The organism is Actinoalloteichus sp. AHMU CJ021, assembly GCF_002895405.1.
Taxonomy (GTDB): Bacteria; Actinomycetota; Actinomycetes; order Mycobacteriales; family Pseudonocardiaceae; genus Actinoalloteichus_B; species Actinoalloteichus_B caeruleus.
In genome coordinates, this window is sequence record NZ_CP025990.1 from 4,890,058 (window position 1) to 4,916,286 (window position 26,229).

The 26,229-nt window shown below is 73.3% G+C and carries 19 protein-coding genes; 12 read left to right on the forward strand and 7 right to left on the reverse strand.

Features of this window, described 5'->3' with window-relative positions; genetic code table 11:
• Position 1: 1 nt before the first annotated feature.
• Positions 2 to 2,572, reverse strand: a complete 2,571-nt coding sequence (locus tag C1701_RS20795; protein ID WP_026420132.1) for an ATP-dependent Clp protease ATP-binding subunit — start codon at positions 2,570 to 2,572, stop codon at positions 2 to 4.
• 215 nt (positions 2,573 to 2,787) lie between these two features.
• Here C1701_RS20795 and C1701_RS20800 point away from each other — a divergent pair, with 215 nt between their 5' ends.
• Positions 2,788 to 3,906: a PLP-dependent cysteine synthase family protein gene (locus tag C1701_RS20800; protein ID WP_026420133.1), complete on the forward strand. Its 1,119-nt coding sequence runs from the start codon at positions 2,788 to 2,790 to the stop codon at positions 3,904 to 3,906.
• Between the two features lie 31 nt (positions 3,907 to 3,937).
• On the opposite strand, the gene C1701_RS20805 is transcribed toward C1701_RS20800, so the two are convergent.
• Both C1701_RS20805 and C1701_RS20810 read right to left on the reverse strand, forming a co-directional pair.
• Positions 3,938 to 6,115 carry an alpha-galactosidase gene (locus tag C1701_RS20805; protein WP_026420134.1) on the reverse strand — a complete coding sequence of 726 codons (2,178 nt, stop codon included), beginning with the start codon at positions 6,113 to 6,115 and terminating at the stop codon, positions 3,938 to 3,940.
• A 671-nt stretch (positions 6,116 to 6,786) separates the two neighbouring features.
• Entirely contained in the window at positions 6,787 to 7,515 is a 729-nt protein-coding gene (locus tag C1701_RS20810) for a GGDEF domain-containing protein (RefSeq protein WP_051314243.1), read from the reverse strand.
• Positions 7,516 to 7,886: 371 nt separating this feature from the next.
• Here C1701_RS20810 and C1701_RS20815 point away from each other — a divergent pair, with 371 nt between their 5' ends.
• Genes C1701_RS20815 through C1701_RS20825 form a run of 3 tightly spaced genes read left to right on the forward strand, consistent with a single transcriptional unit; the run spans position 7,887 to position 10,123 of the window.
• Positions 7,887 to 8,282 (forward strand): helix-turn-helix transcriptional regulator, encoded by a 396-nt coding sequence (locus C1701_RS20815; RefSeq protein WP_030105973.1) that lies wholly within the window; start codon positions 7,887 to 7,889, stop codon positions 8,280 to 8,282.
• Positions 8,279 to 8,866 carry a hypothetical protein gene (locus C1701_RS20820; protein ID WP_155886233.1) on the forward strand — a complete coding sequence of 196 codons (588 nt, stop codon included), beginning with the start codon at positions 8,279 to 8,281 and terminating at the stop codon, positions 8,864 to 8,866. Before C1701_RS20815 ends, C1701_RS20820 begins: the two co-directional genes overlap by 4 nt.
• A 6-nt stretch (positions 8,867 to 8,872) precedes the next feature.
• Positions 8,873 to 10,123 (forward strand): MAB_1171c family putative transporter, encoded by a 1,251-nt coding sequence (locus C1701_RS20825; protein ID WP_026420136.1) that lies wholly within the window; start codon positions 8,873 to 8,875, stop codon positions 10,121 to 10,123.
• 15 nt (positions 10,124 to 10,138) lie between these two features.
• Here C1701_RS20825 and C1701_RS20830 read toward each other — a convergent pair whose 3' ends face one another.
• Positions 10,139 to 10,975 (reverse strand): hypothetical protein, encoded by an 837-nt coding sequence (locus tag C1701_RS20830; RefSeq protein WP_103056461.1) that lies wholly within the window; start codon positions 10,973 to 10,975, stop codon positions 10,139 to 10,141.
• Positions 10,976 to 11,678: 703 nt separating this feature from the next.
• On the opposite strand from C1701_RS20830, the gene C1701_RS27735 reads away from it, so the two are divergent.
• From C1701_RS27735 to C1701_RS20845, 3 genes are all read left to right on the forward strand, one after another.
• On the forward strand, positions 11,679 to 12,155 hold the full coding sequence (locus tag C1701_RS27735) for a DUF742 domain-containing protein (protein ID WP_162147330.1): 477 nt from the start codon (positions 11,679 to 11,681) through the stop codon (positions 12,153 to 12,155).
• Between the two features lie 158 nt (positions 12,156 to 12,313).
• Entirely contained in the window at positions 12,314 to 13,606 is a 1,293-nt protein-coding gene (locus C1701_RS20840; protein ID WP_051712762.1) for an MFS transporter, read from the forward strand.
• Positions 13,607 to 14,376: 770 nt separating this feature from the next.
• Positions 14,377 to 16,602 carry a WD40/YVTN/BNR-like repeat-containing protein gene (locus C1701_RS20845; protein ID WP_103056462.1) on the forward strand — a complete coding sequence of 742 codons (2,226 nt, stop codon included), beginning with the start codon at positions 14,377 to 14,379 and terminating at the stop codon, positions 16,600 to 16,602.
• A gap of 74 nt (positions 16,603 to 16,676) precedes the next feature.
• On the opposite strand, the gene C1701_RS20850 is transcribed toward C1701_RS20845, so the two are convergent.
• The gene (locus C1701_RS20850) at positions 16,677 to 17,669 is read right to left on the reverse strand and encodes a Gfo/Idh/MocA family protein (protein WP_245588915.1); all 993 of its coding nucleotides are present in this window, start codon (positions 17,667 to 17,669) and stop codon (positions 16,677 to 16,679) included.
• Positions 17,670 to 17,915: 246 nt separating this feature from the next.
• Here C1701_RS20850 and C1701_RS20855 point away from each other — a divergent pair, with 246 nt between their 5' ends.
• The 4 genes from C1701_RS20855 to C1701_RS20875 all read left to right on the forward strand — a co-directional run bounded on the left by C1701_RS20855 (position 17,916) and on the right by C1701_RS20875 (position 22,277).
• A complete protein-coding gene (locus C1701_RS20855; protein WP_337661850.1) occupies positions 17,916 to 19,970 on the forward strand; it encodes a heavy metal translocating P-type ATPase in 2,055 nt (684 codons plus the stop codon).
• A 218-nt stretch (positions 19,971 to 20,188) separates the two neighbouring features.
• Positions 20,189 to 20,875, forward strand: a complete 687-nt coding sequence (locus tag C1701_RS20865) for a DUF305 domain-containing protein (protein WP_081715640.1) — start codon at positions 20,189 to 20,191, stop codon at positions 20,873 to 20,875.
• A 322-nt stretch (positions 20,876 to 21,197) separates the two neighbouring features.
• Positions 21,198 to 21,596, forward strand: a complete 399-nt coding sequence (locus tag C1701_RS20870; protein ID WP_026420141.1) for a DUF6153 family protein — start codon at positions 21,198 to 21,200, stop codon at positions 21,594 to 21,596.
• A gap of 72 nt (positions 21,597 to 21,668) precedes the next feature.
• Positions 21,669 to 22,277 carry a DUF305 domain-containing protein gene (locus tag C1701_RS20875; RefSeq protein ID WP_103056464.1) on the forward strand — a complete coding sequence of 203 codons (609 nt, stop codon included), beginning with the start codon at positions 21,669 to 21,671 and terminating at the stop codon, positions 22,275 to 22,277.
• Positions 22,278 to 22,347: 70 nt separating this feature from the next.
• Here C1701_RS20875 and C1701_RS20880 read toward each other — a convergent pair whose 3' ends face one another.
• Together C1701_RS20880 and C1701_RS20885 are read right to left on the reverse strand one after the other, a co-directional pair.
• Positions 22,348 to 23,298 (reverse strand): phosphotransferase family protein, encoded by a 951-nt coding sequence (locus C1701_RS20880; RefSeq protein WP_016696947.1) that lies wholly within the window; start codon positions 23,296 to 23,298, stop codon positions 22,348 to 22,350.
• Between the two features lie 182 nt (positions 23,299 to 23,480).
• The gene (locus C1701_RS20885) at positions 23,481 to 24,524 is read right to left on the reverse strand and encodes an NAD-dependent epimerase/dehydratase family protein (RefSeq protein WP_016696948.1); all 1,044 of its coding nucleotides are present in this window, start codon (positions 24,522 to 24,524) and stop codon (positions 23,481 to 23,483) included.
• A 231-nt stretch (positions 24,525 to 24,755) separates the two neighbouring features.
• On the opposite strand from C1701_RS20885, the gene C1701_RS20890 reads away from it, so the two are divergent.
• Entirely contained in the window at positions 24,756 to 26,117 is a 1,362-nt protein-coding gene (locus tag C1701_RS20890) for an amidohydrolase family protein (protein WP_030106976.1), read from the forward strand.
• Positions 26,118 to 26,229: the final 112 nt, after the last annotated feature.

Sequence of the window (26,229 nt, forward strand, 5' to 3'; positions counted from 1 at the left end):
CTCAGGCGGGTTGCGGCTGCTCCCGGACACCCCCCTCGCCGCCGTCCACGGCGAAGTACAGGTGATCGTCCCTGGCGTCCACGGTGACCTCGTGCCCCGGCGTCAGCTGGCCGTCGAGCAACATGGCGGACAGCTGGTTGTCGATCTCCCGCTGGATGGTGCGCCGCATCGGCCGCGCGCCGAACTCGGGCTGGTGGCCGTGCTCGGCGACCCACTGCACCGCCGCCGGCTCGAACCGGATGGAGACGTCCTGGGCCCGCAGTCGCCGGCGGGTGTCCTCCAACATCAGGTCCGTCACCTCCCGCAACTGCGCGAAGTCCAACTGGCGGAAGACGATGACCTCGTCGATGCGGTTCAGGAACTCCGGGCGGAAGGTCTCCCGCAGCCGGCTCATCAGCCGCGCCTCCACCCGTTCGCTCTCCCGGTCCGCCCCGGCTGCCGATCCTGGGTTGAAGCCCAGCCGCCCGGCGCCCCTGGTGACGAGGTCGGATCCGACGTTGCTGGTCATGATGACCACCGTGTTGCGGAAGTCCACGGTCCGACCCTGGCCGTCGGTCAGCCGCCCGTCGTCCAACACCTGGAGCAGCATGTTGAACACGTCGGAGTGCGCCTTCTCGATCTCGTCGAAGAGCAGCACGGAGTAGGGGTGCCGCCGCACGGTCTCGGTGAGCTGGCCGGCCTCCTCGTACCCCACGTAACCGGGGGGAGCGCCGGTGAGCCGGCTCACCGTGTGCCGTTCCTGGAACTCGCTCATGTCCATCCGCACCATCCGGTCCTCGTCGCCGAACAGCGCCTCCGCCAGCGCCTTCGCCAGTTCGGTCTTGCCGACCCCGGTGGGCCCCAGGAACAGGAAGCTGCCCATCGGGCGGTTCGGGTCACCCAGCCCGGCGCGGGACCGCCGGACGGCCTCGGCCACCGCCCGCACCGCCTCGTCCTGCCCGATCACCCGATGGTGCAGGTGGTCCTCCAACCGGAGCAACCGGCTGCGCTCCTCCTCGGTGAGCTGGCTGACCGGGATGCCGGTGGAGCGGGAGACGACCTCCGCGATGTCGTTCGTCGTGACCTCCGGGGAACGCGGGGTGCCGTCCTCCCGCATCGACTCGATCCGGTCCCGCAGCTCCTCGGACCGGTCCCGCAGCCGGGAGGCGTGCTCGTACTGCTCGTCGGCCACCGCCTGCGCCTTGTCCCGCCGCACCTGTTCCAGCTGCTGCTCCAGCTCCCGCAACTGCGCGTTCGGGGTCCGCAACCGGAGCCGGACCCGGGCCCCCGCCTGGTCGACGAGGTCGATCGCCTTGTCCGGCAGGAAGCGGTCGGTGACGTAGCGGTCCGACAGCTCGGCGGCCGCCACCAGCGCCTCGTCGCGGAACCGCACCTGGTGGTGCGCCTCGTAGCGGTCCCGGAGACCACGCAGGATGGCGATGGTGTCCTCCAGCGTCGGTTCGGGGACCAGGATGGGTTGGAACCGCCGTTCGAGCGCGGCGTCCTTCTCGATGTTCCGCCGGTACTCGTCGAGTGTCGTCGCGCCGACCACCCGCATCTCGCCCCTGGCCAGCGAGGGCTTGAGCATGTTGCCCGCGTCCATGGTGCCCTCGGCGCCGGCGCCAGCCCCCACGACCGTGTGCAGCTCGTCGATGAAGATGATCAGGTCGTCCCCGTGCTCCCTGATCTCGTCGATCAGCTTCTTCATCCGCTCCTCGAAGTCACCCCGGTAGCGGGTCCCCGCGACCACCCCGGTGATGTCGAGCTGGATGACCCGCTTGTCCAACAGCAGGTCGGGGACGTCGGCGTCGACGATGCGCTGCGCCAGCCCCTCGACGATTGCGGTCTTGCCCACACCGGCGTCCCCGATGAGGACCGGGTTGTTCTTGGTGCGCCGGGAGAGCACCTCGATGGTCTGCTCGATCTCCCCGTCGCGTCCGATCACCGGGTCCAGCTTGGCCTCCCGCGCCGCGGCGGTCAGGTCCCGGCCGTACTGGTCGACGGTGGGCGTGCTGGTCTGCTGCGCCCGCTCCGGCGGAGCGCCGCGCCCCGAGAACGCCGACCTCAACGCGTTGGGGGTCACGTGGGCGGCGGTCAACAGCCGCCCCGCGTTCGACTCCGGGTTCGCCGCCAGCGCCAGCAACAGGTGTTCGGGGCCGATGTAGCTGGCGCCCGTCGCCCGGGACAGCTGGTGGGCGTCCAGCAGGGCGCGTTTCGCCGCCGGCGCCAGCGTCGGGGGCGCCTCCCGGGGTTCGCCGGAGGCCGGCCCGTGTTCCTCCACGGCCGAGGCCAACGCCCCCGGATCGGCCCCCGCCTCCTCCAGCAGTTCCCGGGTCGGGGCCACCTGGGTGGCGGCCCAGAGGAGGTGCTCGGTGTCGACGTCCGCCCGACCCCAGTCGGCCGTCTTCCGGGCGGCCCTGGCCATCAGCTCCCGCGCCTGCTCGCTCATCAGCAAGGTGATGTCCACCCGTCGCGCGGGGTGGCGCTGCCCACCGCTGCCGAAGAACCGGGCGAGGAACTCGTCGAAGGAACCCCCGCCGAAGCCTTCCGGTCCCCCGCCGAGGCCACCCTCCGGGCCGAAGTAGCCGCTCATTGCCAACCTCCCAGTGCTGACGACCTGCCGTGGCCCCGCTGTCGGTGGCACGTGGCGCGGCCAGCCCGGCGTCGTCGGCCCGGCGAGGCGGCCCACACCGCTCTGCTCACACGAGGCGCGTCTCCCGGGGGTGCCCGAGTGGGGGAGGAACAAACGCCGCTGGCCGGTGGGACGCGCGGCGACCCGGCTGGTGGTGGGTCGGCTATCCTGCCGCGATGCGGGCTGGGGCGCGGGACGAGGACGAGTGGGCCGGCGGTCTCGGCCGTCGAGCGCGGGCCTGGGCGGACGAGGCGGTGCGGCGGGTGCAGGCGGACGCGAACCGTTCCGCCGACACGCACCTGCACCTCGTGCCGCTCCCCGCCGACTGGGGGATCGACCTCTACCTCAAGGACGAGTCGGTGCATCCGACGGGGAGCCTCAAACACCGGCTGGCCAGGTCGTTGTTCCTCTACGGCCTCGCGAACGGGTGGATCACCGAACACACCACGATCATCGAGGCCACCAGCGGGAGCACCGCCGTGTCCGAGGCCTACTTCGCCCGGCTCCTCGACCTGCCCTTCATCGCCGTGATGCCCCGCACGACGAGCCCCGAGAAGATCGCGCTCATCGAGCGCTACGGCGGGCGGTGCCACTTCACCGACCGGCCGATCGAGATCTACTCCGAGGCCCAGCGGCTCGCCGAGGAGACCGGCGGGCACTACATGGACCAGTTCACCTACGCGGAGCGGGCCACCGACTGGCGGGGGAACAACAACATCGCCGAGTCGATCTTCGAGCAGCTCGGCCAGGAACGGCACCCCGTCCCCCGGTGGATCGTGGTGGGCGCCGGTACCGGCGGAACCTCGGCGACGATCGGCCGCTACCTGCGGTACCGGCGCTACCCGACCCGGCTGGCGGTCGTCGACCCGGAGAACTCGGCGTACTTCCCCGGGTGGACCACGAACGCTCCCGACTACGCCACCGGGATGCCCTCCCGCATCGAGGGGATCGGCCGTCCCCGCATCGAGCCCAGCTTCGTGCCCAGCGTCATCGACCTGATGATCCCGGTGCCGGACGCCGCGAGCATCGCGGCCGTGCGCCACCTGCACGAGATGACGGGTCTGCGCGCCGGTGGTTCGACCGGCACCAACCTCTGGGGCAGTTGGCAGCTGATCAGCCGGATGCTGGACGCCGGGACGACCGGCAGCGTGGTCACCCTGCTCTGCGACGGCGGCGACCGCTACGACCACACCTACTACGACGACTCCTGGGTGGAGCGGCAGGACCTGGACCTGGCGCCGCACCGCCGGACCATCGACGAGTTCCTCGCCTCCGGCACCTGGAAGCAGGGCTGACCTCCCGGCACCGGACGACCGCCGACCAGGGTCACGCCGCCCGGAGGTGCAGGAGCAGCCCGTGCGCGGGGTGGAGGACGGGCAGTTGCAGCCCGACCGCGTCCAGGGCCCGTCCGGTGAACACCACCCCGCCTTCCTCGATCCACCGGGGCAGCGCGACGGCGGACCCCGAGGTGGGTTCGCCGACCTCGGTGCGCAACCGCACCAGGTACCGGTGGTCGGGGTCCAGGCCGGGTAGCCGGACCCGCCCGGGTACCGCCCCCGTGGAGGTCCCCAACCGGGCGTAGGAGAAGACGGCCTCCCGGCTGTCCGGCGCCACGACGCCCCGGACCAGGGCCTCCGGGTCGGGGTGGTCCACGTGGACGACGCGACCTCCGTGCAGCAGCCCCCGCAGTTCCCGGTACAGGGCGGCCCAGGCCCGGATCGCGTCCAGTTCGGCCTCGTCCCGCCCGACGAGGTTCCATTCGATGCCGGCGTGCGCGCCGAGGCTGGTGAGCAGGCGGAACCGCAGGTCCGTCACCCGTCCCGTGGTGTGCGAGGTGGGGCCGCCGACGTGGCTGCCCACGAGCTCGGGAGGGAGGAGGACCTCGGTCCAGCGCTGGATGACCTGACGCTCGACGGGGTCGTTGGTGTCCGAGGCCCACACGCGGTCGGTCCGCTCCAGCACTCCCAGGTCCACGCGGGCCCCGCCGGACGAGCAGGACTCGATCTCCAGCCGAGGATGCCGTTCCCGCAGCCTGTCCAGCAACCGGTAGACGCCCAGGGTCTGGCCGTGGACGCCCGCGCGCCCCGTCGGTCCGTGGACGGCTTCCAGCAGGTCGCGGTTGTGGTCCCACTTGAGGTAGTCGATCCGGTACTCGGTGACCAGCGCCGTCAGGCGTTCGAAGAGGTGGTCGGCGACCTCGGGTCGGGACAGGTCGAGGACGTGCTGGTGGCGCCAGGGGAGCGGTAACCGCCCTTCCGCCGCCAGCACCCAGTCCGGGTGGGCGCGGTAGAGGTCCGAGTCGGGGTTGACCATCTCGGGTTCGACCCACAGGCCCACCTCCATGCCCAGCTCGCGGACGTGGTCGAAGACGGGGCGCAGACCGTCCGGGTACTTCCCGGGGTCGACGTGCCAGTCGCCGAGGCCGGCGCGCTCGTGGCGGCGCCCGAGGAACCAGCCGTCGTCGAGGACGAAGCGTTCGACCCCGACCGAGGCCGCGACCGAGGCCAGTTCGCGCAACGTGTCGACGTCGTGGTCGAAGTAGACGGCCTCCCAGGTGTTCAGCACCAGGGGGCGGGGGGTGCGGGGGTGGTGCCGGCGGGAGCGCAGCCAGTCGTGGAGCCGGGCCGACAGGCCGTCCAGGCCCCGGTCGGACCAGGAGAAGCACACCCACGGCGTGGTGTGGGTCTCCCCGGGTGCGAGGCGGACCTCCCCGGGGCGGAGCAGCTCACCGCCGCCCAGCGTGGCCGAGGCCTGCCCGGCCCGTTCCGGCAGTCGTTCGGCCAGGTGTGTCTGGTCGCCGCTCCAGGCGACGTGGACGCCCCACACCTCGCCGTGCCGGAACCCGAACCCGGTCTGGCCGGCGACGAGCAGCAGGGGAGCGTCGTGCCCGGTCCGCCCCCGTCGGCTCTCCCGCGCCCATGAACCCTCCACCAGGGGGCGCCGCTGGGGGCTGCGTTCCCGACACCACCGGCCGGTCAGGTCGAGGAGTTCCGTCGCCTCGTCCGGCAGTGGGAGAGCGCTGACCAGCCCTCCCACCGTCCACGCGCCGGTCCCGGTGTTGGTCACGCGGTGGCGGGTCCTGACCAGCCCACCCGCCTCCATCCGCAGCGTGACGGTGACGGCGAGCCCGGAACGCTCGTCGGAGGCCCTGACGGTGAGTTCCCCACCGGACCCGCTGGCGGGGTGGCCGTCCGAGGGGTGGTCGAGGTCGACCTCGTGGACCGTCCACCGGGGATGCGAGACGGCGCCCTCGCGGTGGCCGGCGAGCGCGGGCCGCCCGGACCAGCCGTCGGCCTCCCCGGCCAGCAGCGGGAACCAGCGGGGGAAATCCACCGAGCTGGGTGGCGCGGGTTGTTCGACGCCCGTGCGCAGGGCGGCGCCCAGTTCGGCGTCGACCTCGCCGAGGTCGGCTCCCCAGTGCAGCACCCGGGGCGTCCCGGACGCCGGCACGTCGAGCACGAGCGCGGTTCCCGCCGCGCGAAGCGCGATGATCCCGTCCGTCATGGTTGCGTTCGGCTCCCGGGTCGGTGGGCGGCCCCCGCGTGCGGTCGCGGGCGCACCGGTCGACGATCAAGGCAACCACCGGGGTGGAGCCAGGCACAAGGCGACGACCGGGTGTTGGTCACCGTTGTCCGATCGCTGTCCTCCGCCTGGCCCTCGGCCTCGGGGTCCGGCCAGCGGTGCGCGAGTGGGAGGCGGCGGGCCGCCGCGGTGGCGGAGGTGGAGCGGAAGCGCGTCCGAATCGCCGGCCGGCACGAGGTGGGTGGGGAGGCGACGCCGGGCGCTGCCGGGTCACGGGCCCGGCAGCCCCGCCCGGTCGGAACGGCACGGGGTTCGGGGCCAGTGGGAGGAGCGTGACCGCCGGCGCCGCGAACCGGGGCGGTGAGCGCCCGTCGCACCGGCGGGTCGCTCGACGCGGTGGGTTGGTCCACCCGGGCCGGGTGTCCTGCCCGCCGCGTCGTGGTCGGCCGGCGAAGGAGAGGGCGGCGCCACGCGCTCGCGCGGTCCCGCACCCGTCACGGGTGGCCGAGGGCTCCGCTCGGAGTACGGGTGCTCCGAGGAGGTGGCCGGTGCTCGTCGTCGTCCGGGATGGCCACGGGGAGATCAGCCCTGGTCCCGCACGACGGGCCCGAGGAGCGGTCGAGTGCGCGGACACGTGCGGGCCGGAGGCGAGCTCAGCTCTGGGCGGAGGCCGTTCGCACCGGCATCACCATGCGGGGAGCGCTGGTCAGCGCCGGTCGGTACTGACGGGGGGTCTGCTGCCGGGGCACCTGGGCGGTGCGCATCCAGGGTTCGTACCTGACCCACCGCCCGCGTAAGAGCTTCGCCTGGTACAGCGCGGCATCCGCCGCACCGACCCACTGGGGGAGGCTGGGCTGGGTCCGCGTCACCCGCCGGATCTGGGACACCTCGGCGACGCCGATCGAGGCACTGGGCGCCAACCAGCCGCCGTCGGCGAGCTGGATGGGCTCGGCGAGCGCCTCGACCAACCTGTCCAACACCGAGGGATCGGCCAACTCCGGGAGGGCCGCCACGAACTCGTCGCCGGCGAACCGGCCGACGACGGCGGCGGGCCCGAGCGTCGCGGTGATCCGTTCCGCCTGCACCGCCAGGACGGCATCTCCCGCCGAGTGGCCCCAGGTGTCGTTGACCTGCTTGAACTGGTCGAGGTCGACGAAGAGCACGGCCGGGTCAGGGCACTCCTCCAGGAGGGGCCTCGCCTCGTTGCCCCACGCGGCCCGGTTCCAGACCCTGGTCCGCTCGCAACGCCTACCCGCCTCGACGGCCTCCAACAGCGCGCGGTTGCGCCGTTCGAGCCCCCGGATCCGCTGTTGGAGCACGGCGGCGTGCAGTGCCCACATGATCCAACCCCCGGTGATCAGCGCCGCCATCACCCAGGTCACCGCGCACCGCCCGGGTGCGCCGTCAACTCGCCCCTGCACCTGATCATGCCTGCCCCTCCCGGCACCCTGCCCTGCGTTCCGGAGACCCCCTGCTGGGCGGCGTACGAGTTCCCCGCTCGCGTTCACGCGAATACCGGCCGCGTCGTCCATCTCAAGTTGTCGCCCGGACAGGCGTATCCATTCCCCGACACCGTTACCCCCGGTCGGGGGGAGTGGATGCGACTCACGGCCCTGCTGCTCTACTCTGCTCTCCGAATGCTGACTAGTATTCTTAACACTACCCCCGACGATAGGGAGCGCCAGTATGGGCTGTCAAGGATTTCAGTCACGGAGCGTATCGCCCGATCGGGGGATGCTTCGTGGGAGTCGCAATGACGGTCGGTGACAGCGGGTCCTGGTCCATCGCCGAAGCCCTGAACCGGCTCATCGACGACTACAAAGAGCGCACCGGACAGCCCAAGCTCAGCATCCGCGCCCTCACCCGCCAAATGCGTTCCGACGGCGTGACGATTTCCCACGGCACACTCCAGAACCTGGTCAACGGCACCCACGGGAATCCCGGCCGCGAATTGCAGAACAGCCTCGCGCGTTTCTTCGGCGTCAGCCCCGTCTACTTCGACGCGCCTCCCACGTCCCTCGAGGTCGAGGTGATGGGGAGGTTCGCCGACCTCAGCCCGGAACGCCAGGAGGCGGTGCTCCAGCTCATCAACGACCTCCACGCGGAGGAACACCCGCCCGGCGAGACCGGCGACCACCGGCCGCGATGAGGCGCCGTCCACCCCGGTTGAACCTGGCGCGAGCACTGCGGCTGGCCAACGAGGCGGTCGCCACGCTGACGATCCCCGACCCCTGGGACCTCCGGGAGTTCACCGAGCACGTCGCCGAACGCCGGGGGCGCCCCATCCGACTCGTGCCGCGCACGATGAGTTCCTACCGCTCCATCGCCTCCGGCCTGTGGGTGCGTGAGCCCGACGCGGACATCGTCGTCTTCGACGCCACCTCCAGCCCGCTCCACCAGGAGAACACCGTCCTGCACGAGCTCGCCCACATGCTGCTCGACCACCGAGGCGTTCCCCTGCCCGGCCTGTCACCACCGGGAGGTCCCACCCGGCCGACGGCCGAGGCCGGCGGCGCCGCCACCACCAGACCACCGGATCGCCGCGAGGGGGACCCGCCGGAGGAGGTGCCGGCCCGGGTGCTGCACCGCGACCACTACCCGGACCAGGCCGAACTGGAGGCCGAGACCCTCGCCTACACCATCTGGGAGGCGGCGGGGGCACCGAGGGCCCTCGTCACGGATCCGCTGAGCAGGATGACCGCCGCGTTCGAGCACGGTCAGCGAAGGAGATGATCGACGATGCGGGATGTCGTCCAGTTGGCGGTGATCGGGCTCGCGGTGGCCGCCAGCGTGCTGAAACTGCTGCACTTACGCCGGCCCGGTACGAACCGGTCCGCGATCCGCGCGATGTGCGGTTTCCTCGTCGCGATGGGCGCCGCGCTCATCATGGAGTCCGCGGCGGTCTCGCCCTGGCTGGACGAGGTGCTGGGGCTGTCCGCCGCCTACGCGCTCAAGCACACCGCCGTGCTCACCTCGTTGTTCTGCCTCCGCGCCGCCTTCCTCTGCTGGGTGTGGGAACCGGGGCGCCCACGGGCCCGGCGGATCAGCGTGCACGCCGTGATCCTCGTCGGGGTGATCGCGACGCGCTGGGTCCTGGGACTGCTGGCGGGCGACGCGGACGTCGCGGCCGCCATGCGCTCGGAGTGGACCGAGGCGCCCTGGAGCGCCGCCGCCATGATCCTCTACGCCCTCTACGTCGGGCTCTCCGGCGCCTCGATCGCCGCGCTCGCCTGGATGTGGGCCCGGCACAGCGACCGGCCGTGGACCGCCAGGGGGCTCCGGCTGATCGCGCTCGGCTGCGTCGTCGGCATCAGCTACCTCGCGCACAAGGTCGTGTTCCTCGCCCTGGTCCTGGGCGGGTGGCAGCCCACCTACGACCAGTACCAGGTGGAGTGGGCGCTCATCGTCTGCTGCGCCGCCCTGCTGTTCGCCGGCCTGGCGATGCCGCTCATCGCCACCGGCCTGCCGGCGGCGGTCCGCCTCGGCCGGCACCGCGCCGCCTACGGACGGCTCGGTCCCCTGTGGATGGCCCTCACCCGGGTGCGCCCGGAGGTCGTCCTGGCGATGCCCCAACCCTTCGTCCTCCGCTACCTGCCCGCCTCGGTGGGACGCCTCTGGGACCGCGTCTCGCTGGGGAACCTCTCCCTCCGCCTGTACCACCGGGTCATCGAGTGCTGGGACGTCCTGGTGTACCTGCACGGTCACCTCTCGGACCAGATCCGGTCCGACGCCTACGAGCGGGCGCACGCCGAGACGGGTGACCCCCACCAGGCGGCGGCCATCAGCGAGGCGGTGATGATCGCGGTCGCCCTGCGCCGCGCGGAGGGCGACCACCCCGTGCTCCCCGAGGGCGAACGGGCGAGACCGATGGACTCCCACCACACCCTGTCCGAGAACATCGCCTGGTGGCAGCGGGTGTCCCACGCCTTCCGCTCCCCGCTGACCGCCCACATCGCCGAGCGCTACCAGCGGACGGCCGCGCCCGTCTGAGGTACCCCGTCCGGATCAGCGGGGGCGCCGGGAGGTGGTTCGCGGCGGGACGTCGACCTCCTCGATCCGGAGGTCGTGGCGTGGGCCGGGGTCGCTGCCCCCGATCTCCTCGGTGAACACGCAGACGCCGGTGGCGACGTCGAGCCGGACCCGGTGGGCCTCCGCGTGGCGGAAACCGGGGCCCCGGTCGGGTGGCGGCGCCCCGGCCTCGGCCTCGATCCGTTCCGACTCCGGCGAGAACAGCAGTGGGCAGCACGAACAGCGGGGGTCGTAGTCCCCCGTCGGGGTGAGCACCGCCTCCCACGCGGTCCGGCCGTGGTGCTCGACGACGGCGAGACCGCGCACCGCGGTGGCCGGCGCCCAGCCACCGGTGTCCGGATCGGTGCCGTCCGCCAGTTCCACCGGATCGAGCATCGCCACCCAGCGGTAGTCCTGGTACATCGGTGCGTCGAGGTCACCACGGCCCAGCGGTGGTCGGCGGCGCACGAGCCCGTCCTCGTCCAGTTCCGGCGGGTGGTGGCTGATCGGGTCCCCCCGATCCGAGTCCCCCCGATCCGAGTCCCCTCCCCAGGTCGGCGACGTCCCTTCCCCGTCGCGGTAGCGGGCGGGCGGGCGGCGGGGGAACCGACCGGGGGCGGGCGCCATCCCGTCGCTTCGCGGTGGGCGTGGGCCGGCACTCACCAGCAGCGGTCGTCCGTCCGGTGTCTCCACCCGCAGCGCGCCCCGGCGGCTCGTCCAGGCCCGGACCGCCGGCGCCCGACCTGGCCACCACACCGTGAAGGTCAGGTGGTCCCAGCGCCACGGCGCGGAACGGGCCAGCGCGGCGAACCGTTGGGGAGTCAACTCGAGCACCGGGGGATCCTCGCCGACCCGCGTCCGGGGAGCAACGCGGTTTCCCGGTGCGACGCGGGAGGTGGCTCGCGCATTCGGCCGGCGGGGTCGGGCGGTCCGGCGGTCCGGCGAGTCGGCGGGGAAGAACGGGAAGGGCCGAGGGACGCGGATTCGTGCATTGTGAATTTGTTTCGCAATTGACCCCGGTGTGTTGGTCCGGTGTCGACTCCGCATGGTTCATCCGCCCACGACGCGACCGGCAGTTGGCGGTAATGCGGGCGTCCGTCTCGGTACTACGGTGAGTACCGGAGGACGGCGTCCATTTCTCCTCGGCACGATCAGCGCGTCCTCCGGTGCACCCGACGCGACGTTTCCCGGCAGGCGAGGGGTGGAGTCGGTGGTTGATCGGACACGTCCGCCGGAGGAACCGGCGGAGCGAACGGGGGAGGACCGCGTCGGTCGTACGGGCGCGCGGTTCGGAGGTCCCCGGCGCCAGCGATCCCACGCCGATCGGACGACCCCCGACGTTCCTCATGGCACGGAGAGTGATCGGCGACGCGGTGTTCTCGGGCGAACCGGGGCGCGCTTCGGTGGAGCCCCACCGCCGGTGGAGGAGGAGCGGGATGACCCTCCGTTCCCTTCCGGCGACCCGGTCGGAACCACGGGCGCGAGGTTCGCGGCGACGGACCGCCGGCGGGAGCCAGGGGGACCGCGACGTGACGTCGTGGACACCGGGGACCTGGTCGTCTCCTTCGAGGCCCTGCACCACGGTCGGTCGGGCCCGACGGGGACCTCCGGCGAGGACGAGCCGGCCTGGCCCTCGACCGACTGGTCCGTGGATCCGGAGGCGACCGGGGGCGAGTCCTCATCCCTCGTCCGCCCCTACGCCTGGACGCGGGGACGGACGCGCGCGCGGGAGGACCTGCGGGTGGAGACGCTGGTGTCGGTGAGCGACCGGGATGAGTCGCTGCGCCGGCACGGCCTCACCCGGGAGTACCGCGGCATCATCCAGCTCTGCTCGGAGCCCCTCTCGGTGGCCGAGGTCGCCGCGCGGCTCGCCGTCCCCCTGGGGGTCGCGAAGGTCCTCCTCGGGGACATGGCGGAGACGGGCAGCATCGTCGTGCACCCGGCCGCCGCCCTGACCGGTCGCCCGGACACCCACCTGATGCTCCGGGTTCTCGACGGACTGCGCCGGCTGTGATCCCGGCCCCCCGCTCTGGGGAACGGCCACATCAGGCAACGGCCGGACCCGTCGTTCGTGGTCGGGGGCCGGTGGCGGGTGGCGGGACGCCGTCAGCGCCGACCAGGTGGGGGAAAGCGCTTGCCCATCTGGTGGTGGGTGGAGCAGGCTGAACGCCCATGACCTCGAACAGCGCGCTCGCCCCGCTGTCCTATCGCCCCTTCCGCAACTACTTCACCGGCCGGTCCGTCCTGCTGCTCGGTGAGGCCATCGCTCCCGTCGCCCTCACCTTCGCGGTACTCGACCTGACCGGGAGCACGGCGGATGTCGGGCTGGTCCTGGCCGGGCGCAGCATCCCCCTGTTGCTGTTCCTTCTCGTCGGTGGTGTGGTGGCCGACCGGCTGCCGCGCCACCTCGTGCTCCTCGTCGGTTGCCTCGTCTCCGCCCTGACCCAGGGCGCGGCGGCGGCCCTCGTGATCACGGGAACGGGCGAGGTCGGTCAGCTGGTGGCCATCGAGGCCGTCAACGGCATCGCGGCCGCGTTCGCGCTGCCCGCCACCAACGGGATGGTGCCCCAGCTCCTGCCCTCGACGCTCTGGCAACGCGCCAACGCGTTGGTCGGCTTCAGCAGGGGCGGGATCACCGTGATCGGGGCATCCGGAGGTGGGGCGCTGGTCGCCGTGCTCGGGCCGGGCTGGGTCCTCGCCTTCGACGCCGGGTGCATGCTCCTCGCGGCTCTCTTCTTCGCGCTCATGCGCCTCCCCAAGCGGGTGAGCGAGCGCGGTGGGCGCATCGTGGCCGACCTGCGGCACGGCTGGACCGAGTTCGCCTCCCGGCCGTGGCTGTGGCAGGTCGTCTCGGTGTTCTCCCTGGTCCACGCTGTCACGGCCGGAGCATGGCTCACCCTGGGCGCGAGCATCGCGGACGACACGGTCGGACGCGCGTGGTGGGGGGCCACCCTCGGAGCCCAGGCCGCCGGCGTGGTCGTGGGCACCGTGGTGATGCTGTACTGGGGACCTCGGCGCCCGCTGGCCACCGGGCTGCTCCTGCACCTGACCTTCGTACCGATGTACCTGGCGGTCGTGGTCGCGCCGCACCCGGCCGTGCTCCTGCCCGCGGCGGTCCTGGCCGGCGTCGGTGGCGGGATCTTCATCGTCTGCTGGGAGACCTCCCTCCAGCGCAACGTGCCCTCGGGCGTGCTGTCCAGGGTCATCTCCTACGACATGCTGGTGTCCAGGGTGGCGGTCCCGTTCGGACAGCTCGCCGGCGGCTACCTCGCGCTCCGCTTCGGGGAACCGCCGGTGCTGCTGGTCGGCACCGTGCTCGCGGGCGGGGCCGTGCTCTCGTTGCTGGCCTCCCGCTCGGTCCGGGGCCTCGGCACGGACCCGGCGGCCGGCGTCGCACTCGAACCGACGCTCTCGCCGGTCGGCGACGACCGGGCGGCCCCCACCCGGACCGGGAGCGGAACCTGACGCCTCGCGCGGAAGCCGAGTGGGCTGGGAACCGGGGAGCGGCTGGACGCTGGAGCGCGTCCTCCCCACCCGACTCGCGGCGGACGGGTGGCCCCCCGCCGACGGGGCAACCACCGGAGGGACCGCCCGATCGCCGGCCTCGGCCCGGGTTTCGGCCGGGAAAGGACCGCGCGCCGTTCGGGGGGTTCCGTCGACAATCGTGTCGATTCGACCGAAGGCTGGCAGGGGAATCGAACGCACACCGGATTGTCGAGTTTCCCGAGGTGCCAGGTCGGTGCGCTCGGGAACGGGGTGGTGCGGATTCGGGTGTCAGTTCCCCGGTGCGGAGGAGGCGGCTCGATCGGGTTCTCGCGGACCATCGCCGCCCTCGGCCCGAGGGGGTGCCCGCGAAGCGGGGACGCCGGATCTCCGGCCGGTACTGATCCCGTGACCACGCATTATGTCCCTGGCTGCCCCGGGTGCCGAGCCAACCCCGACCCGCCGGACGGCGTATCGGGACACTCATCGGGAAAGCGGGATCTCCTCGGGGGATTCGTACGAGATTCCGCCGTGATGCGCCTTCGAGTTTCGCGGCGGCGCGATCGGAGTTCGCCGAGGAGGACTCGAACGAGGGGTGTCGAAACGATTTCGACGACTCCGGTCGAACGCGTGCCGGTGGTCCGGAAAGGCCGGGAAAACCTTGACTTCCGCTTTCGTCCCGGGTGAGGCTGGCTGCTCGGGGGAATGGGCGCGCAGCGGAAACGACAGCCTCGACGTGAGGAGAACTGGGAATGCGACCACGCATCCTGCCCGCCTTCGCCGCCGTCCTCGCGGCGGCGACCGCGGGTGGAGCCGGCCCCGCCGTCGCCGGAGCGAGTCCCGACGTGCCGCGCGCCACCGCCGACCCGTCCCCGGCCGTCCTGGCCCACGAGCAGGCCCACGACTGGCGCAACGTGGAGATCGTGGGCGGGGGTTTCGTGACGGGCATCGAGTACCACCCGACGGAGCCCGGCCTGGCCTACGCGCGCACCGACATCGGCGGTGCCTACCGGTGGGACACCGGGACGGAGCGGTGGCTGCCGCTGACCGACTGGATCGGGTGGGACGACTACAACCTGCTCGGCATCGACAGCATCGCCCTCGACCCCTCCGACCCGGACCGGGTCTACCTCGCCGCCGGCGCCTACAGCCAGGAATGGGCCTCCACCGGCGCGATCCTCCGGTCCTCCGACCGAGGGGAGACCTGGGACCGGGTGGACCTGCCCTTCCGGCTGGGCGGCAACGAACCGGGACGCTCGATCGGTGAACGGCTGGTGGTGGACCCCAACGACGACGACGTCCTCCTGCTCGGGACGCGGGACGACGGGCTCTGGCGCAGCACCGACCAGGGAGCGACCTGGGCCGTGGTCGACGGCCTCCCCTCCACGGGCCAGGCCGGCATCGGGGTGGGGCCCGTCCTGTTCGATCCCGCCAGCGGAGAGACCGGCGACCCCACACCCGTGGTGTACGCCTCCGTCTCCGGGGAGGACGCCCCGCTCCACCGGAGCGACGACGCCGGCCGGACCTGGGAACCGGTCCCCGGGCAGCCCACCGGCCTGATCCCGCACCAGGCGGCGCTGTCCACCACCGGAGCGCTCCACGTCAGCTACGGCGACCTGCCCGGTCCCTACGAGATGTACGACGGCGCCGTGCACACCCACGACCCGGGGGCCGGGACGTGGACCGACATCACCCCGCTGCGGCCCAACGAGGGCGAGGAGGCCGGGTTCGGCTACGGCGGCCTGGCCGTCGACCCCACCGACCCCGACACGCTGATGGTCGCGACGATGGGGCGTTGGGGACCGGTCGACGACATCTTCCGCACCACCGACGGCGGCCAGAACTGGGTGTCCATCCAGGAGGGGCAGAACCTCGACACCTCGGTGTCGCCGTTCCTCGACTGGGGAGACACCCCGAAGCTCGGCTGGATGATCGGGGACCTGGAGATCGATCCCTTCGACCCGGGCAGCGTCCGCTACGTCACCGGAGCCACCATCTTCGGCACCGACGACGTCACCCCCGCTGACACCGGAGCGGCGACGGACTGGTCGGTCCGGGCCGAGGGTCTGGAGGAGACGGCGGTGCTCGACCTGGTCAGCCTCCCCGACGGACCGCTGATCAGCGGCCTCGGTGACATCGGCGGATTCACCCACCACGACCTCACCACCAGCCCGCCGGCCGGGATGCACCAGAACCCCATCCTGGGCAACACGACCAGCCTCGACCACGCCGAGCACGACCCGGCCACCGTCGTCCGGGCCGGGACCGGTGACGGCCCCTGGGCGGCCTACTCCACCGACGCGGGCGACAGCTGGCAGCCGTTCCCGACCCAGCCCCCCACCGTCTCGGGCGGCGGCACGATCGCGGTGTCGGCGAACGGCGACGCGGTGGTGTGGACCCCGGAGGACGGCGTCGCCCACCGCACCACCGACCTGGGCCGGAGCTGGACCCCGTCCTCGGGGCTGCCCGACGGTCTGGCGGTGCGCTCCGACCGGGTGGATGCCGCCGTGTTCCACGCCGTCGACCCGGAGGAGGGCGCCCACTACCGCAGCGACGACGGCGGGGCGAGTTTCGCCCTGGTCAACGACGACGTCCCCGCCACCGGACAGGCGCAGTGGAAGGCGGTGCCCGGCGTCGCCGGCGAGGTATGGCTCGCCGCCGGCTGGGGCGGGCTCCTCCGGTCCACGGACTCGGGGGAGAGCTACGTCCAGGTCCTCGACGAGGCGCACACCGTGGGGTTCGGGGCGCCCGCCCCCGGGGCGACGGCCCCGGCGGTGTTCGTGACCGGTGTCGTCGACGGCGTGCGCGGCGTCTTCCGGTCGGACGACGCCGGCGCGACCTGGGTCCGGGTCAACGACGACGACCACCAGTACGGTTGGATCGGCCAGACCATCACCGGGGACCCGGACCGGCACGGCCGCGTCTACCTCGGGACCAACGGCCGGGGCATCCTCTACGCCGATCCGATCGGCGGCTGAGCGCGCTCGGTGGGCGGACCACCCCGTCCGCCCACCGACCTCCCGGAACCCTCACCGGCTCGGGAGCGCCGTCCTCAGCTGGCGGTCACCGCACCGAGGCCGCGCAGCGCGCCGACGAGCGTGCGCATCACCGCCACGGACTCCTCGTGGCGCATCGACGGGCTCTCCACCTCCCCGGCGCGCACCGCCCGGTGGACCTCGCGGAGCTGGTGCCCGTAGCCCCGGCCCTCGATCGGGTGCTCGAACACCTCCGGGTCCCGGCCCGGGTTGACGAGGGTCAACGCGCTCGGGTTGAAGAAGGGGTCGGCGAGTTCGAGCCGGCCGGCCGTCCCGACCACCGACGCCCGCGCCGTCTGGTGCGCGAGCAGCGTGCAGCCCAGGGACGCGTACCTGCCGTCCGGGTAGCCCAGCAGCAGACCCGCCTCCGCGTCCACCCCGTTCGCGGCGAGGCTCCCCCGAACGGTGAGGTCGGTGGGTTCGCCCAGCACGAGGTGCGCGAACGACACGGGGTAGACCCCGAGGTCCAGCAGGGCACCGCCGCCCTGCGCCGGGTCCCACAGCCGGGCGGCCGGGTCGTAGGGCACGGCGAACCCGAAGTCCGCCCGCACCGAGCGGACGTCGCCGACCGCGCCGTCCGCGAGCAGCGCGCCGAGCCGGCGGATCAACGGGTTGAAGCGGGTCCACATCGCTTCCATGAGGAACAGCCCCCGGGCGCGGGCCAGCGAGGTCAGCTCCTCGGCCTCGGCCACCGTCACCGTGAAGGCCTTCTCGCACAGCACGTGCTTGCCAGCCAGCAGGGCGTCCCTGCTGATCTCGTGGTGTTGGCCGTGGGGCGTGGCGACGTAGACCACGTCCACGTCCGGGTCGTCGAGCAGCTCGCGGTAGTCGCCGTAGGCGCGTCGCACGCCGTGCCGGGCGGCGAACTCCTCCGCCCGCTCGAGGCGACGCGAGGAGACGGCGTGCGGGATCGCGTCCGGCAGCCGGGCCAGATCCTCCACGACGGTGCCGGCGATGCCACCCGTCGCGACGATCCCCCAGTTCAGCGGCCTGTCCGGTTCCACAGTCACGATCAGTGAGACTACGCGGGACTGTCACACGGGTGGGTGTGGACTGACCGGATTCCGCCGTCCTCTTCCGTCACTTCCGAGGTGGGGAGGGGCGGCCGGGTTCGGGTCGACGGCACCAGGGGACGGCCCGACACTGGGGGAACCCGGAGCGGGACACCCCGCCCGGAACGAGCCCGGAGTGAGAAGGACGGCGATCCGCATGCCGGACAGCACGCGGCCCCCGGTCCGCGCGGGACGGGAGTCGGGGTGACGCGCCGCGCGAGCGGCGACGAGGGCGCGCCCGGCGGCGGCCACGAGGACCACGCGGAACAGGCGGATCACGGCCACGCGGATCACGGCCACGCGGATCACGCCTCGGTCTTCCGCCGACGTTTCTGGGTCAGCCTCGTCCTCGCCGTCCCGGTGGTGCTGACCAGCCGGATGATCTCCGACTGGTTCGGCTACCCCGTCGCCGACCCGGTCGCGTGGGTGGCCCCCATCCTGGGAACGGTGCTCTTCGGGTACGGCGGTTGGCCGTTCCTCGCCGGTGCCGCCACCGAGCTGCGGGCCCGGAGACCCGGGATGATGACGCTGGTCGCCCTGGCCATCTCCGTCGCGTTCGTCGCCAGCGCACTCACCACCCTCGGGTTCGGCGGGTGGGACCTGGACTTCTGGTGGGAGCTGGCGCTGCTGATCGTGATCATGCTCCTCGGGCACTGGCTGGAGATGCGGGCCCTGGGGCAGGCCAGTGGGGCGCTGGAGGCACTGGCCGAGCTGCTGCCCGACGAGGCGGAGTTGCTCGGCGACGACGGGGAGCCCCGCCCAGTCCCGCTCCCCGAGCTGCGGGTGGGGGACGTCGTCCTCGTCAGGTCCGGCGGGCGGGTCCCGGCCGACGGCACCGTCGTCGCGGGGAGCGCCGAGGTGGACGAGTCGATGGTGACCGGCGAGTCGCAGCCGGTCACCCGGGAGGAGGGAGACCCGGTCGTCGCGGGCACCGTCGCCACCGACTCCGCGTTGCGCGTCCACCTCACCGCCGTCGGCGACCAGACGACACTGGCCGGCATCCGCCGGCTCGTCGCCGAGGCGCAGAGCTCGAGTTCCCGGGCGCAGGCCCTGGCGGACCGCGCCGCGGCCGCCCTGTTCTACTTCGCGCTGGTGGTCGGCCTGCTGACCTTCGCCGTGTGGTCCCTCCTCGGCGAGACGACCTCGGGTGTGGAGCGCACCGTGACGGTGCTCGTCATCGCCTGCCCCCACGCGTTGGGGCTCGCGATCCCCCTCGTCGTCGCGATCTCCACCTCCCTGGCCGCCAGGGCCGGGATCCTGGTCACCAGTCGGCTCGCCCTCGAACGGATGCGGACCGTCGACACGGTCGTCCTCGACAAGACCGGGACCCTCACGACCGGACAGCCCTCCCTGGTGGGGGTGGAGGCCGTCGACGGTGACGCCGAACGCGTCCTGCTGCTCGCGGCGTCGGCCGAAGCCGAGTCGGAACACCCGCTGGCCCGCGCGCTGGTCGCCGCCGCGCGGGAGCGCGGCGAGCTCGAACCGGCCGCGGACTTCCGCTCCCTGACGGGTCGGGGCGTGACGGCACGCGTCGGAGGCGTCGACATCGCCGTCGGCGGCCCGGCCCTCCTCCGCCAGCTGGGACTCCGCGTGCCCGAGCGGCTCGAACCCGCCACCGGGAGGTGGGCCGAGCGGGGCGCGGCCGTGCTCCACGTCGTGCGGGACGGTGAGGTGGTCGGGGCGGTCGGGCTCGCCGACACCGTGCGCCCGGAGTCCACCGAGGCCGTGCGCGGGCTCCGCGCCGAAGGGCTCGCCGTGCTCATGATCACCGGGGACGCGCGGCACGTCGCGGAGGCCGTGGGGCGCGAGGTGGGTGTCGACGAGGTCATCGCGGAGGTGCTGCCCGAGGACAAGGACGCCGCCATCACCCGGCTCCGGGACGAAGGGCACCGGGTCGTGATGGTGGGCGACGGGGTGAACGACGCCCCCGCCCTGGCCAGGGCGGACGTCGGGATCGCGATCGGTGCCGGCACGGATGTGGCGATCGAGTCGGCCGGCGTGGTCCTGGCCTCCGACGACCCGCGCGGTGTGCTGGCCGTCCGGCGGCTCTCGGCCGCCACCTACCGCAAGATGTGGCAGAACCTCGCGTGGGCGACTGGTTACAACCTGGTCTCGGTTCCCCTCGCCGCCGGCGTGCTCGCCCCCGTCGGTTTCGTGCTGCCCCCGGCCGTCGGGGCGGTCGTGATGAGCCTGTCCACCATCGTCGTGGCCCTGAACGCACAGCTCCTGCGCCGCGTCCGACTACGCCCGTCCGGGTGAGCGGGTGGGGTTGGGAGCGTCGACGGCGTTGGCCCACGGCCAGCCGGGCGCGGTGGCCCCCTTCAGTAGGATCCCGGGCGGATGGAACCACCATCGTGCGCGTTCCCCACCGCCCGGCCGCCGACGGTCCTCCCCCTCCCACCGGTCGGGCACCGTCCTGCGGCGCAGGCCGGTCACCGCGCGCCCCGTCCCTGCTGACACGACGAGGAACCCTGACCATGACTGTGAGGCCGTGGACCAAGGCCGCGCTGCTCGCGGCGGTGACCGCCGCGGCGCTGGCCGGCTGCACCTCCCACGAGATCAACAGCGATCCCGAGCCAGCCGGCCCCCAGTTGGAGTTCACCTCCGAACCGTCCTACACGGAGGAGGACATCGCGCTCGCCCACGACATGGTCGCCCACTACGAGCGCACCGTCGCCCTGTTCGATGCCCGAGGCGAGGAGAACGCGCGCCTCACCTCGCCGGCGCTGCGGGAGTACGCGGACCGCACGGCCATCGAGCACACCCGGCTGAAGGACCGCTTCGTCGGCTTCTCCTACATGACGGGCCAGTGGCCACCCCTCGAACCGCTGGACGACCCGCCCGCGTTGCCCGGTGACGAGGAACTGTCCCCGGCGGAGCAGGTGGTGGAGACCGAGCCCGAGGCCGACCCGTCCGACGCCGAGGGGGAGGGTGAGGGGCCCGAGGAGAGCCCGTGGCCGAGGGTCCAGCGGCTGGAACAGCTCCAGGGCCCGGAGTTCGACCGGTTCTGGCGGGACTCGCTCGTGGCCAGCCACGAGATCGCGTTGGAGAAGGCCCGGATCATGCTCGACGAGGCTCCCGCCCGTGAGCTGCGGGAACTCGCGCAGCGGGTGCTCGACCGGAACCCGGGAGAGATCGAGGAGCTCCGCGCGCTCCCGCTGTGAGCCGCTCCCGAACACGCACACCGCCGGCCCGTCGTCCACTCTGGACGGCGGGCCTGCGGCGTTCCGGGGGGTTCGCTCCTCGGGTTCGCCGCCGGCCACCGGCTGGCCGCGTGACCCGGGGGCGCTCGCCTTCGCGGGCACCACCCGGGCGCGGGCACCACCCGGCGCGGCGACGGCGCGGGGCACCGCTCCCACCACCCGGGCGAGCCCCGCCTTCCGCCGACTCCACGGCACTCCGCCCGCACTGCCTGTCCGGGTACTCCCCCGACGGACACGCCGCGGACCCCGGGTTTTCCCACGGTGAACCGATAGCCTGGGGCGGATGAACGGGTGGAGGAGCGCGCACGGCCGGTGGCTGGTCCTGCTCGTCCTGCTCGTCGGCCTCGTCGGCGCCCACCACGTGGTGGGCCGCGCGACACCGACCGCCCCGTCCCCGGTGGCCGTGTCCTCGTCCTCGCCGGCCCCGCCGCAGTGGGCGGTCGGGTCCGATGCCTGCTCGTCGTGCGCCGGGACACCCGTGGTGGCCGAGGACTCCCTGTTCCACGTTTGCGTCGCGGTGGTGCTGGCCCTCGCGCTGGCCGCCCTGGCCCGCCGCCCCCGCCCCCTCGTCGAACTCCGCCCCACCCGCCGGCACCGGGAACGCCGCCGGCGACTCCCCGAGGTCACCCGCGCCCCCCGCGTCGCGTTACGGCTCGCCGGGCTGGGGCTGCTGCGGCTGTGACGGTCGCGCCGTGGCCGCCAGCCGCGGCGTCGTCGCGTCCACCCGTCTCAGCCACTCCCGAGGAGAACGCCCGTGACCACCCGTTTCCCGCTCCGCCTCGTCCTCACCTCGGCCGCCGCCGCCGTCGGCCTCGCCCTCACCGGCTGTTCCGACGGCGGCCAGGACACCGGTTCCGGCACCACCGGTGGGGACACCGCCCCCAACGCCGCCGACATCGAGTTCGCGCGGGACATGGTCCCCCACCAACGGCAGGCACTGGAGATGGCGGAGCTGGCGCCTGAGCACACCGAGAACGCCGAGATCCAGGAACTCGCCGACCGGATCGAGGGCACCCAGTGGCCCGAGCTGGACCAGCTGACCTCCTGGCTGGAGGAATGGGACGAGGAGGTCCCCGAGGACGGTGCCGGCGGGGACGGGAGCACGTCACCGTCCGCGTCCGCCGTGCCGCCCCACGGACTGCTGTCCGAGGACGAACTCGGTCGACTCGCCGAGGCCGAGGGGGACGAGTTCGACCAGCTCTGGCTGTCGATGATGCTCATCAACCACCAGGGCGGGGTGGACCTCGCCCAGGCCGTGCTCGACGAGGGGGAGTCCCCGGAGGTCGCCGAGCTGGCCGAGCGTGTCCTGAACACCCAACAGGCCGAGATCGACGAGATGCAGACCCTGCTGCCGCAGGGCTAGCCGCCGAGGTGACCGGCACGGGCGGACCCGGGCGGTGTCCTCCGGGCACCGCCGGTCCCCGGCCGCCCGGTCATCTCGGGGCGTTGGCCACCAGCAGGTCGGTGACGGACGCCTGGTTGAGGATGTGGGCGCACCAGGCGAAGTGGCCGTCCGCTCCGGACGACGAGTAGGCGGTGGCACCGGTGACCGCGTAGGCGGCCAGGTAGGTGAGGAGCAGCTCGACGGGGTAGCCCAGCTCCGCGTGGACCGCGTCGACGAGCCGCTCCCGCTTCACCCCGGCGTCCGGCCCGTACATGTCGTGGAACCCGGCGGCGGTGGCGGCGTCGAAGGCGTTGTCACCGGCGGTGGAGACGAAACCCCAGTCCAGCAGCGCGGTCACCGATCCTGCCTGGTCCACGAGGATGTTCTCCGGGCAGATGTCCCCGTGCACCACGGCGGGCCGCGCCACCCGGACCCTGTCCAGCAGGACGAGGAGCCCGTCGATCTTGCGGTCGAGCTCGTCGACCGCCGAACCCAGCGGCCCGCCAGCGGGACCCGCCGGGGCGCGACGACGCACCAGCGCCGCGAGCGCGCCTCCCCACGACCGGTGTCCCGCCCACAGGGGACGCGGTTCCCCGAACACCGGAAGCGCCCGGCTGGCCGGGCCGGCCACCGTCGACGCCAGTGCGGACACCACCTCGACGGTGATCTCCACCGCCCGCTCGCCGGTCACCTCGCCCCGGGTGACGATGTCGGCCAGGGACGTCCCGGGCAGGTGCCGTTCCAGGCTGAGCACGACACCGTCGACCTCCCGGACCTCCTCGACGTACGGGGTGGCGAAGGGAAGCCCCTGGTCGGCGAGTTCCCGGGAGAACGCCACGAGGGGGGAGAGCTGTTCCGGGGTCCTGGCTCGCCACACCTTCGCCACCAGGTCGCCGGTGAGGCGCCAGACCTCCCCCTCCATCCCCCCGGCGAGCCGCTCCGCGCCCGGGTGGCCGAGACGGGCCAACAGGTGGGGGACGTCGGTGGCAGGCGGAGTCATCCGTTCCTTGTACCAACGGCGTCACCCTCAACGCCACCGGTTTCCCCCGCCCGGTGGCCCGTCCGCGCACCCGAGGTGACCCGCGTCGGTGCGTGTCGTCGGCCCGGACCCGACCCGGCCCGGGGCTGTGGCCGTCGCCGATGTCCCGGCCCGGTCCGGCGCGCGGGACCGGGGACGCCGGGCTACGTCCCGACGCCGCCCAGGACGGCGTCCTCTGCGGCGTAGTCGGCGAACCCGTCCCCGTACAACCGGACGATCTCGGGGAAGGCCTCCCGCCACCCCCTGCCCTCAAGCGCTTCGGTCAACCAGCGCACCGCCGGGCGCACCGTGTCCTCATAGGTGGTGACCGGCCGGTAGGACAGCTCGCGTTCGGCCGCGCCGAGGTCCAACACCACGTCGTGGGGGACCGACCACGGGGTGGCACCGACACCGCCGCCCAACGGCGGCCCGTCCAACAGGAGGAGTTCCGGTGCGTGGCCGGCCGCCTGGCACACCCACCGCACGATGTCGAGGACGGAGGGAGGATGCGGATCGCCGGCGTTGAGCACCCTGCTCCCGGGACGGGCGGCGGCGAGCCGGACGAGTTCGGCGAGGTTCCGGGCGCTGGCGGTGTGGAACACGCCTGCTCCCCGGTGGGCCAGCGCGACGACAGGACGACGGTCGACCGCGCGGAGCAGGGGCCACAGCTCGCGGGGAGCGGTCGAGCCGGGACCGTGCACGGCACCGGGCCGCAACACGGTGACCGGCAGCGCGTCGCAGCGCAGTACCACGCGTTCCAGCGCCGCCTTCCGCGCCGCGTAGCCGGAGTCGCCCGGTGCGACCGTCCGGTGGTCCTCCCGGAGGGGGACCGGGAAACGGGGGAAGTCGGTCAGCCCGCCGGACAGGCTCCGGCCGGCCTCGTCGACGTAGACGGCCGCGCTCGACACCACCACGGCCGAACCGACCAGGTCCGCCAGGGCGCACAGCTCCCGGCCGTGCGCCTCGTCGTAGGCGATGGTGTCCACCAGCACGTCGGCGCCGCCCTGAGCGGCGAGGGCGGCGCGGAGTGCGCCGGGCTCGTCCCGGTCCAGCAGGGTTCGGCGCACCCCCAGCTCGGCCCAGGTCGAGGGCACGGGACGGCGACCCCTGTCGACGGTCCGCACCTCCCACCCGGTGCGGACCAGACCGAGCACCACCGCTCGTCCGATCTGGCCGGAACTGCCGAGGACGACGGCTCGTTTCGCCATGCCGAGAAGCCTAGGGGCCGGTGCGGTTCCGTGTGCACGGCTGTTCACGGCGGGTGAACACCTGGGGGAGACCGGTGCCGGAACGGCTCCCCTCCCCGGGCTCTCCCGGCGTCGGTTCCCCCGCGTGCGGCCCGCCGCACCGGGCGACCTCCGGTCCCGTGCCGAGACCAGGCCCGTGGCCCCCGCTCCGAACCGACCGGGAGCCTCGGTCCGCTGACCTAGGCTGACCGCATGAACCCGACGCCCGCGTCCGCCAACCACAGCCAGCCAACCCCGGTCGACCTCGTCGTCTCCGGCGGTGTCGTGCTCACCCTGGACGCCGAGGACACGGTCCTGCCCGCCGGCGCCGTCGCCCTCGGCGAGGGCCGGGTGGTGGAGGTGGGGGAGGCCGCCGCCGTGCGGGCCAGGTACCCGGACGCGCCGGTGCTCGACGCGACGGGCTCGGTGGTCTTACCGGGTCTGGTGAACACCCACACCCACCTGGCGATGTCCCTGTTGCGGGGCACCGCCGACGACGTCGACCTCCAGGGCTTCCTCGCCAGGGTGATCCCGCTGGAGCAGCGCCTGCTCACGGCCGACAACGTCGCCGCCGGGGTGCTGCTCGCGCTCGCCGAGTCGCTGCGGGGCGGCACCACCACCGCCCTGGACATGTACTGGTTCCACCAGGCCGCCGCCGGTGTCGCCCGGCGCGCGGGTTTCCGCCTGCTCGCCGGTCCGACCTTCATGGACGTGCCGGACCTGCCCGACGGGATCAGTGACTTCGGTGAACGGCTCCGCCTCGCCGACGCCGAGCTCGCCGGCCGGGAACCGGACGCGCTCGGCCGGCCGAGCGTCTTCGCGCACAGCACCTACACCCTGGACGAGGCGCAGCTGCGGTCGGTCGGGGCGCTGGCGAGGGAACACGGGGCACTGCTCCACGTGCACGCGGCGGAGAACCAGACCGAGGTGGACACCGTCCTCGACCGGACGGGGAGGCGGCCCGTCGAGCTGTTGGCGGATCTGGGCCTGCTCGGTCCGGACACGGTGTTGGCCCACGCCGTCTGGCTGACGGACACCGAACTGGACCTGGTCGCCGACTCGGGGGCGTCGGTGGCGCACTGCCCGGTGTCCAACGCGAAGCTCGCCGCCGGGATCGCGAGGGTGCCCGACCTCGTCGCCCGAGGCGTGCCCGTGGGGCTGGGCACCGACGGTTCCGCCTGCGCGACGGGCCTGAACCTGTTCGACGTGATGCGGTACGGCGCGCTCCTGCACAGCGTCCACACCGGGGACCCGTCGGCGGTGGGGGCGCGGTCGGTACTGCGGATGGCCACGGCGGGCGGTGCCCGGGCCCTGGGGTTGCAGGACCGGTTGGGCTCGTTGGAGCCCGGGAAGTTGGCCGACCTGGTCGTCGTGCGCACCGACCGGCCGCACACCCGGCCAGAGCACGACCCGTACTCCACCGTCGTCTACGCGGCGACGGCCGCCGACGTGCGGCACACGGTGGTCGGCGGCGAGGTCCTGGTCCGGGATGGCCACCTCGTCGGGATCGGTGACGAGGAGGTCGACGAGGCGGTCGCCCGCTGGGGGCGCCACGCCTCCTCGGCGACGGGCTGAGCGCGCGACCCCCGGGACCGTCACCCACCCGCGGTGGGGTGGGGAGTGCCCCGGCGGGAGCACCCGAGGGAACGGCGTGCCCGGCGGGGCACGCCGAACCGGCCGGCATCGG

Coding starts and splice junctions, on each gene's coding strand:
- C1701_RS20795 (WP_026420132.1), bottom strand. CDS start 2,572: ATGAGCGGCTACTTCGGCCCGGAGGGTGGCCTCGGCGGGGGACCGGAA.
- C1701_RS20800 (WP_026420133.1), top strand. CDS start 2,788: ATGCGGGCTGGGGCGCGGGACGAGGACGAGTGGGCCGGCGGTCTCGGC.
- C1701_RS20805 (WP_026420134.1), bottom strand. CDS start 6,115: ATGACGGACGGGATCATCGCGCTTCGCGCGGCGGGAACCGCGCTCGTG.
- C1701_RS20815 (WP_030105973.1), top strand. CDS start 7,887: ATGACGGTCGGTGACAGCGGGTCCTGGTCCATCGCCGAAGCCCTGAAC.
- C1701_RS20820 (WP_155886233.1), top strand. CDS start 8,279: ATGAGGCGCCGTCCACCCCGGTTGAACCTGGCGCGAGCACTGCGGCTG.
- C1701_RS20825 (WP_026420136.1), top strand. CDS start 8,873: ATGCGGGATGTCGTCCAGTTGGCGGTGATCGGGCTCGCGGTGGCCGCC.
- C1701_RS20840 (WP_051712762.1), top strand. CDS start 12,314: ATGACCTCGAACAGCGCGCTCGCCCCGCTGTCCTATCGCCCCTTCCGC.
- C1701_RS20845 (WP_103056462.1), top strand. CDS start 14,377: ATGCGACCACGCATCCTGCCCGCCTTCGCCGCCGTCCTCGCGGCGGCG.
- C1701_RS20865 (WP_081715640.1), top strand. CDS start 20,189: ATGACTGTGAGGCCGTGGACCAAGGCCGCGCTGCTCGCGGCGGTGACC.
- C1701_RS20870 (WP_026420141.1), top strand. CDS start 21,198: ATGAACGGGTGGAGGAGCGCGCACGGCCGGTGGCTGGTCCTGCTCGTC.
- C1701_RS20880 (WP_016696947.1), bottom strand. CDS start 23,298: ATGACTCCGCCTGCCACCGACGTCCCCCACCTGTTGGCCCGTCTCGGC.
- C1701_RS20885 (WP_016696948.1), bottom strand. CDS start 24,524: ATGGCGAAACGAGCCGTCGTCCTCGGCAGTTCCGGCCAGATCGGACGA.
- C1701_RS20890 (WP_030106976.1), top strand. CDS start 24,756: ATGAACCCGACGCCCGCGTCCGCCAACCACAGCCAGCCAACCCCGGTC.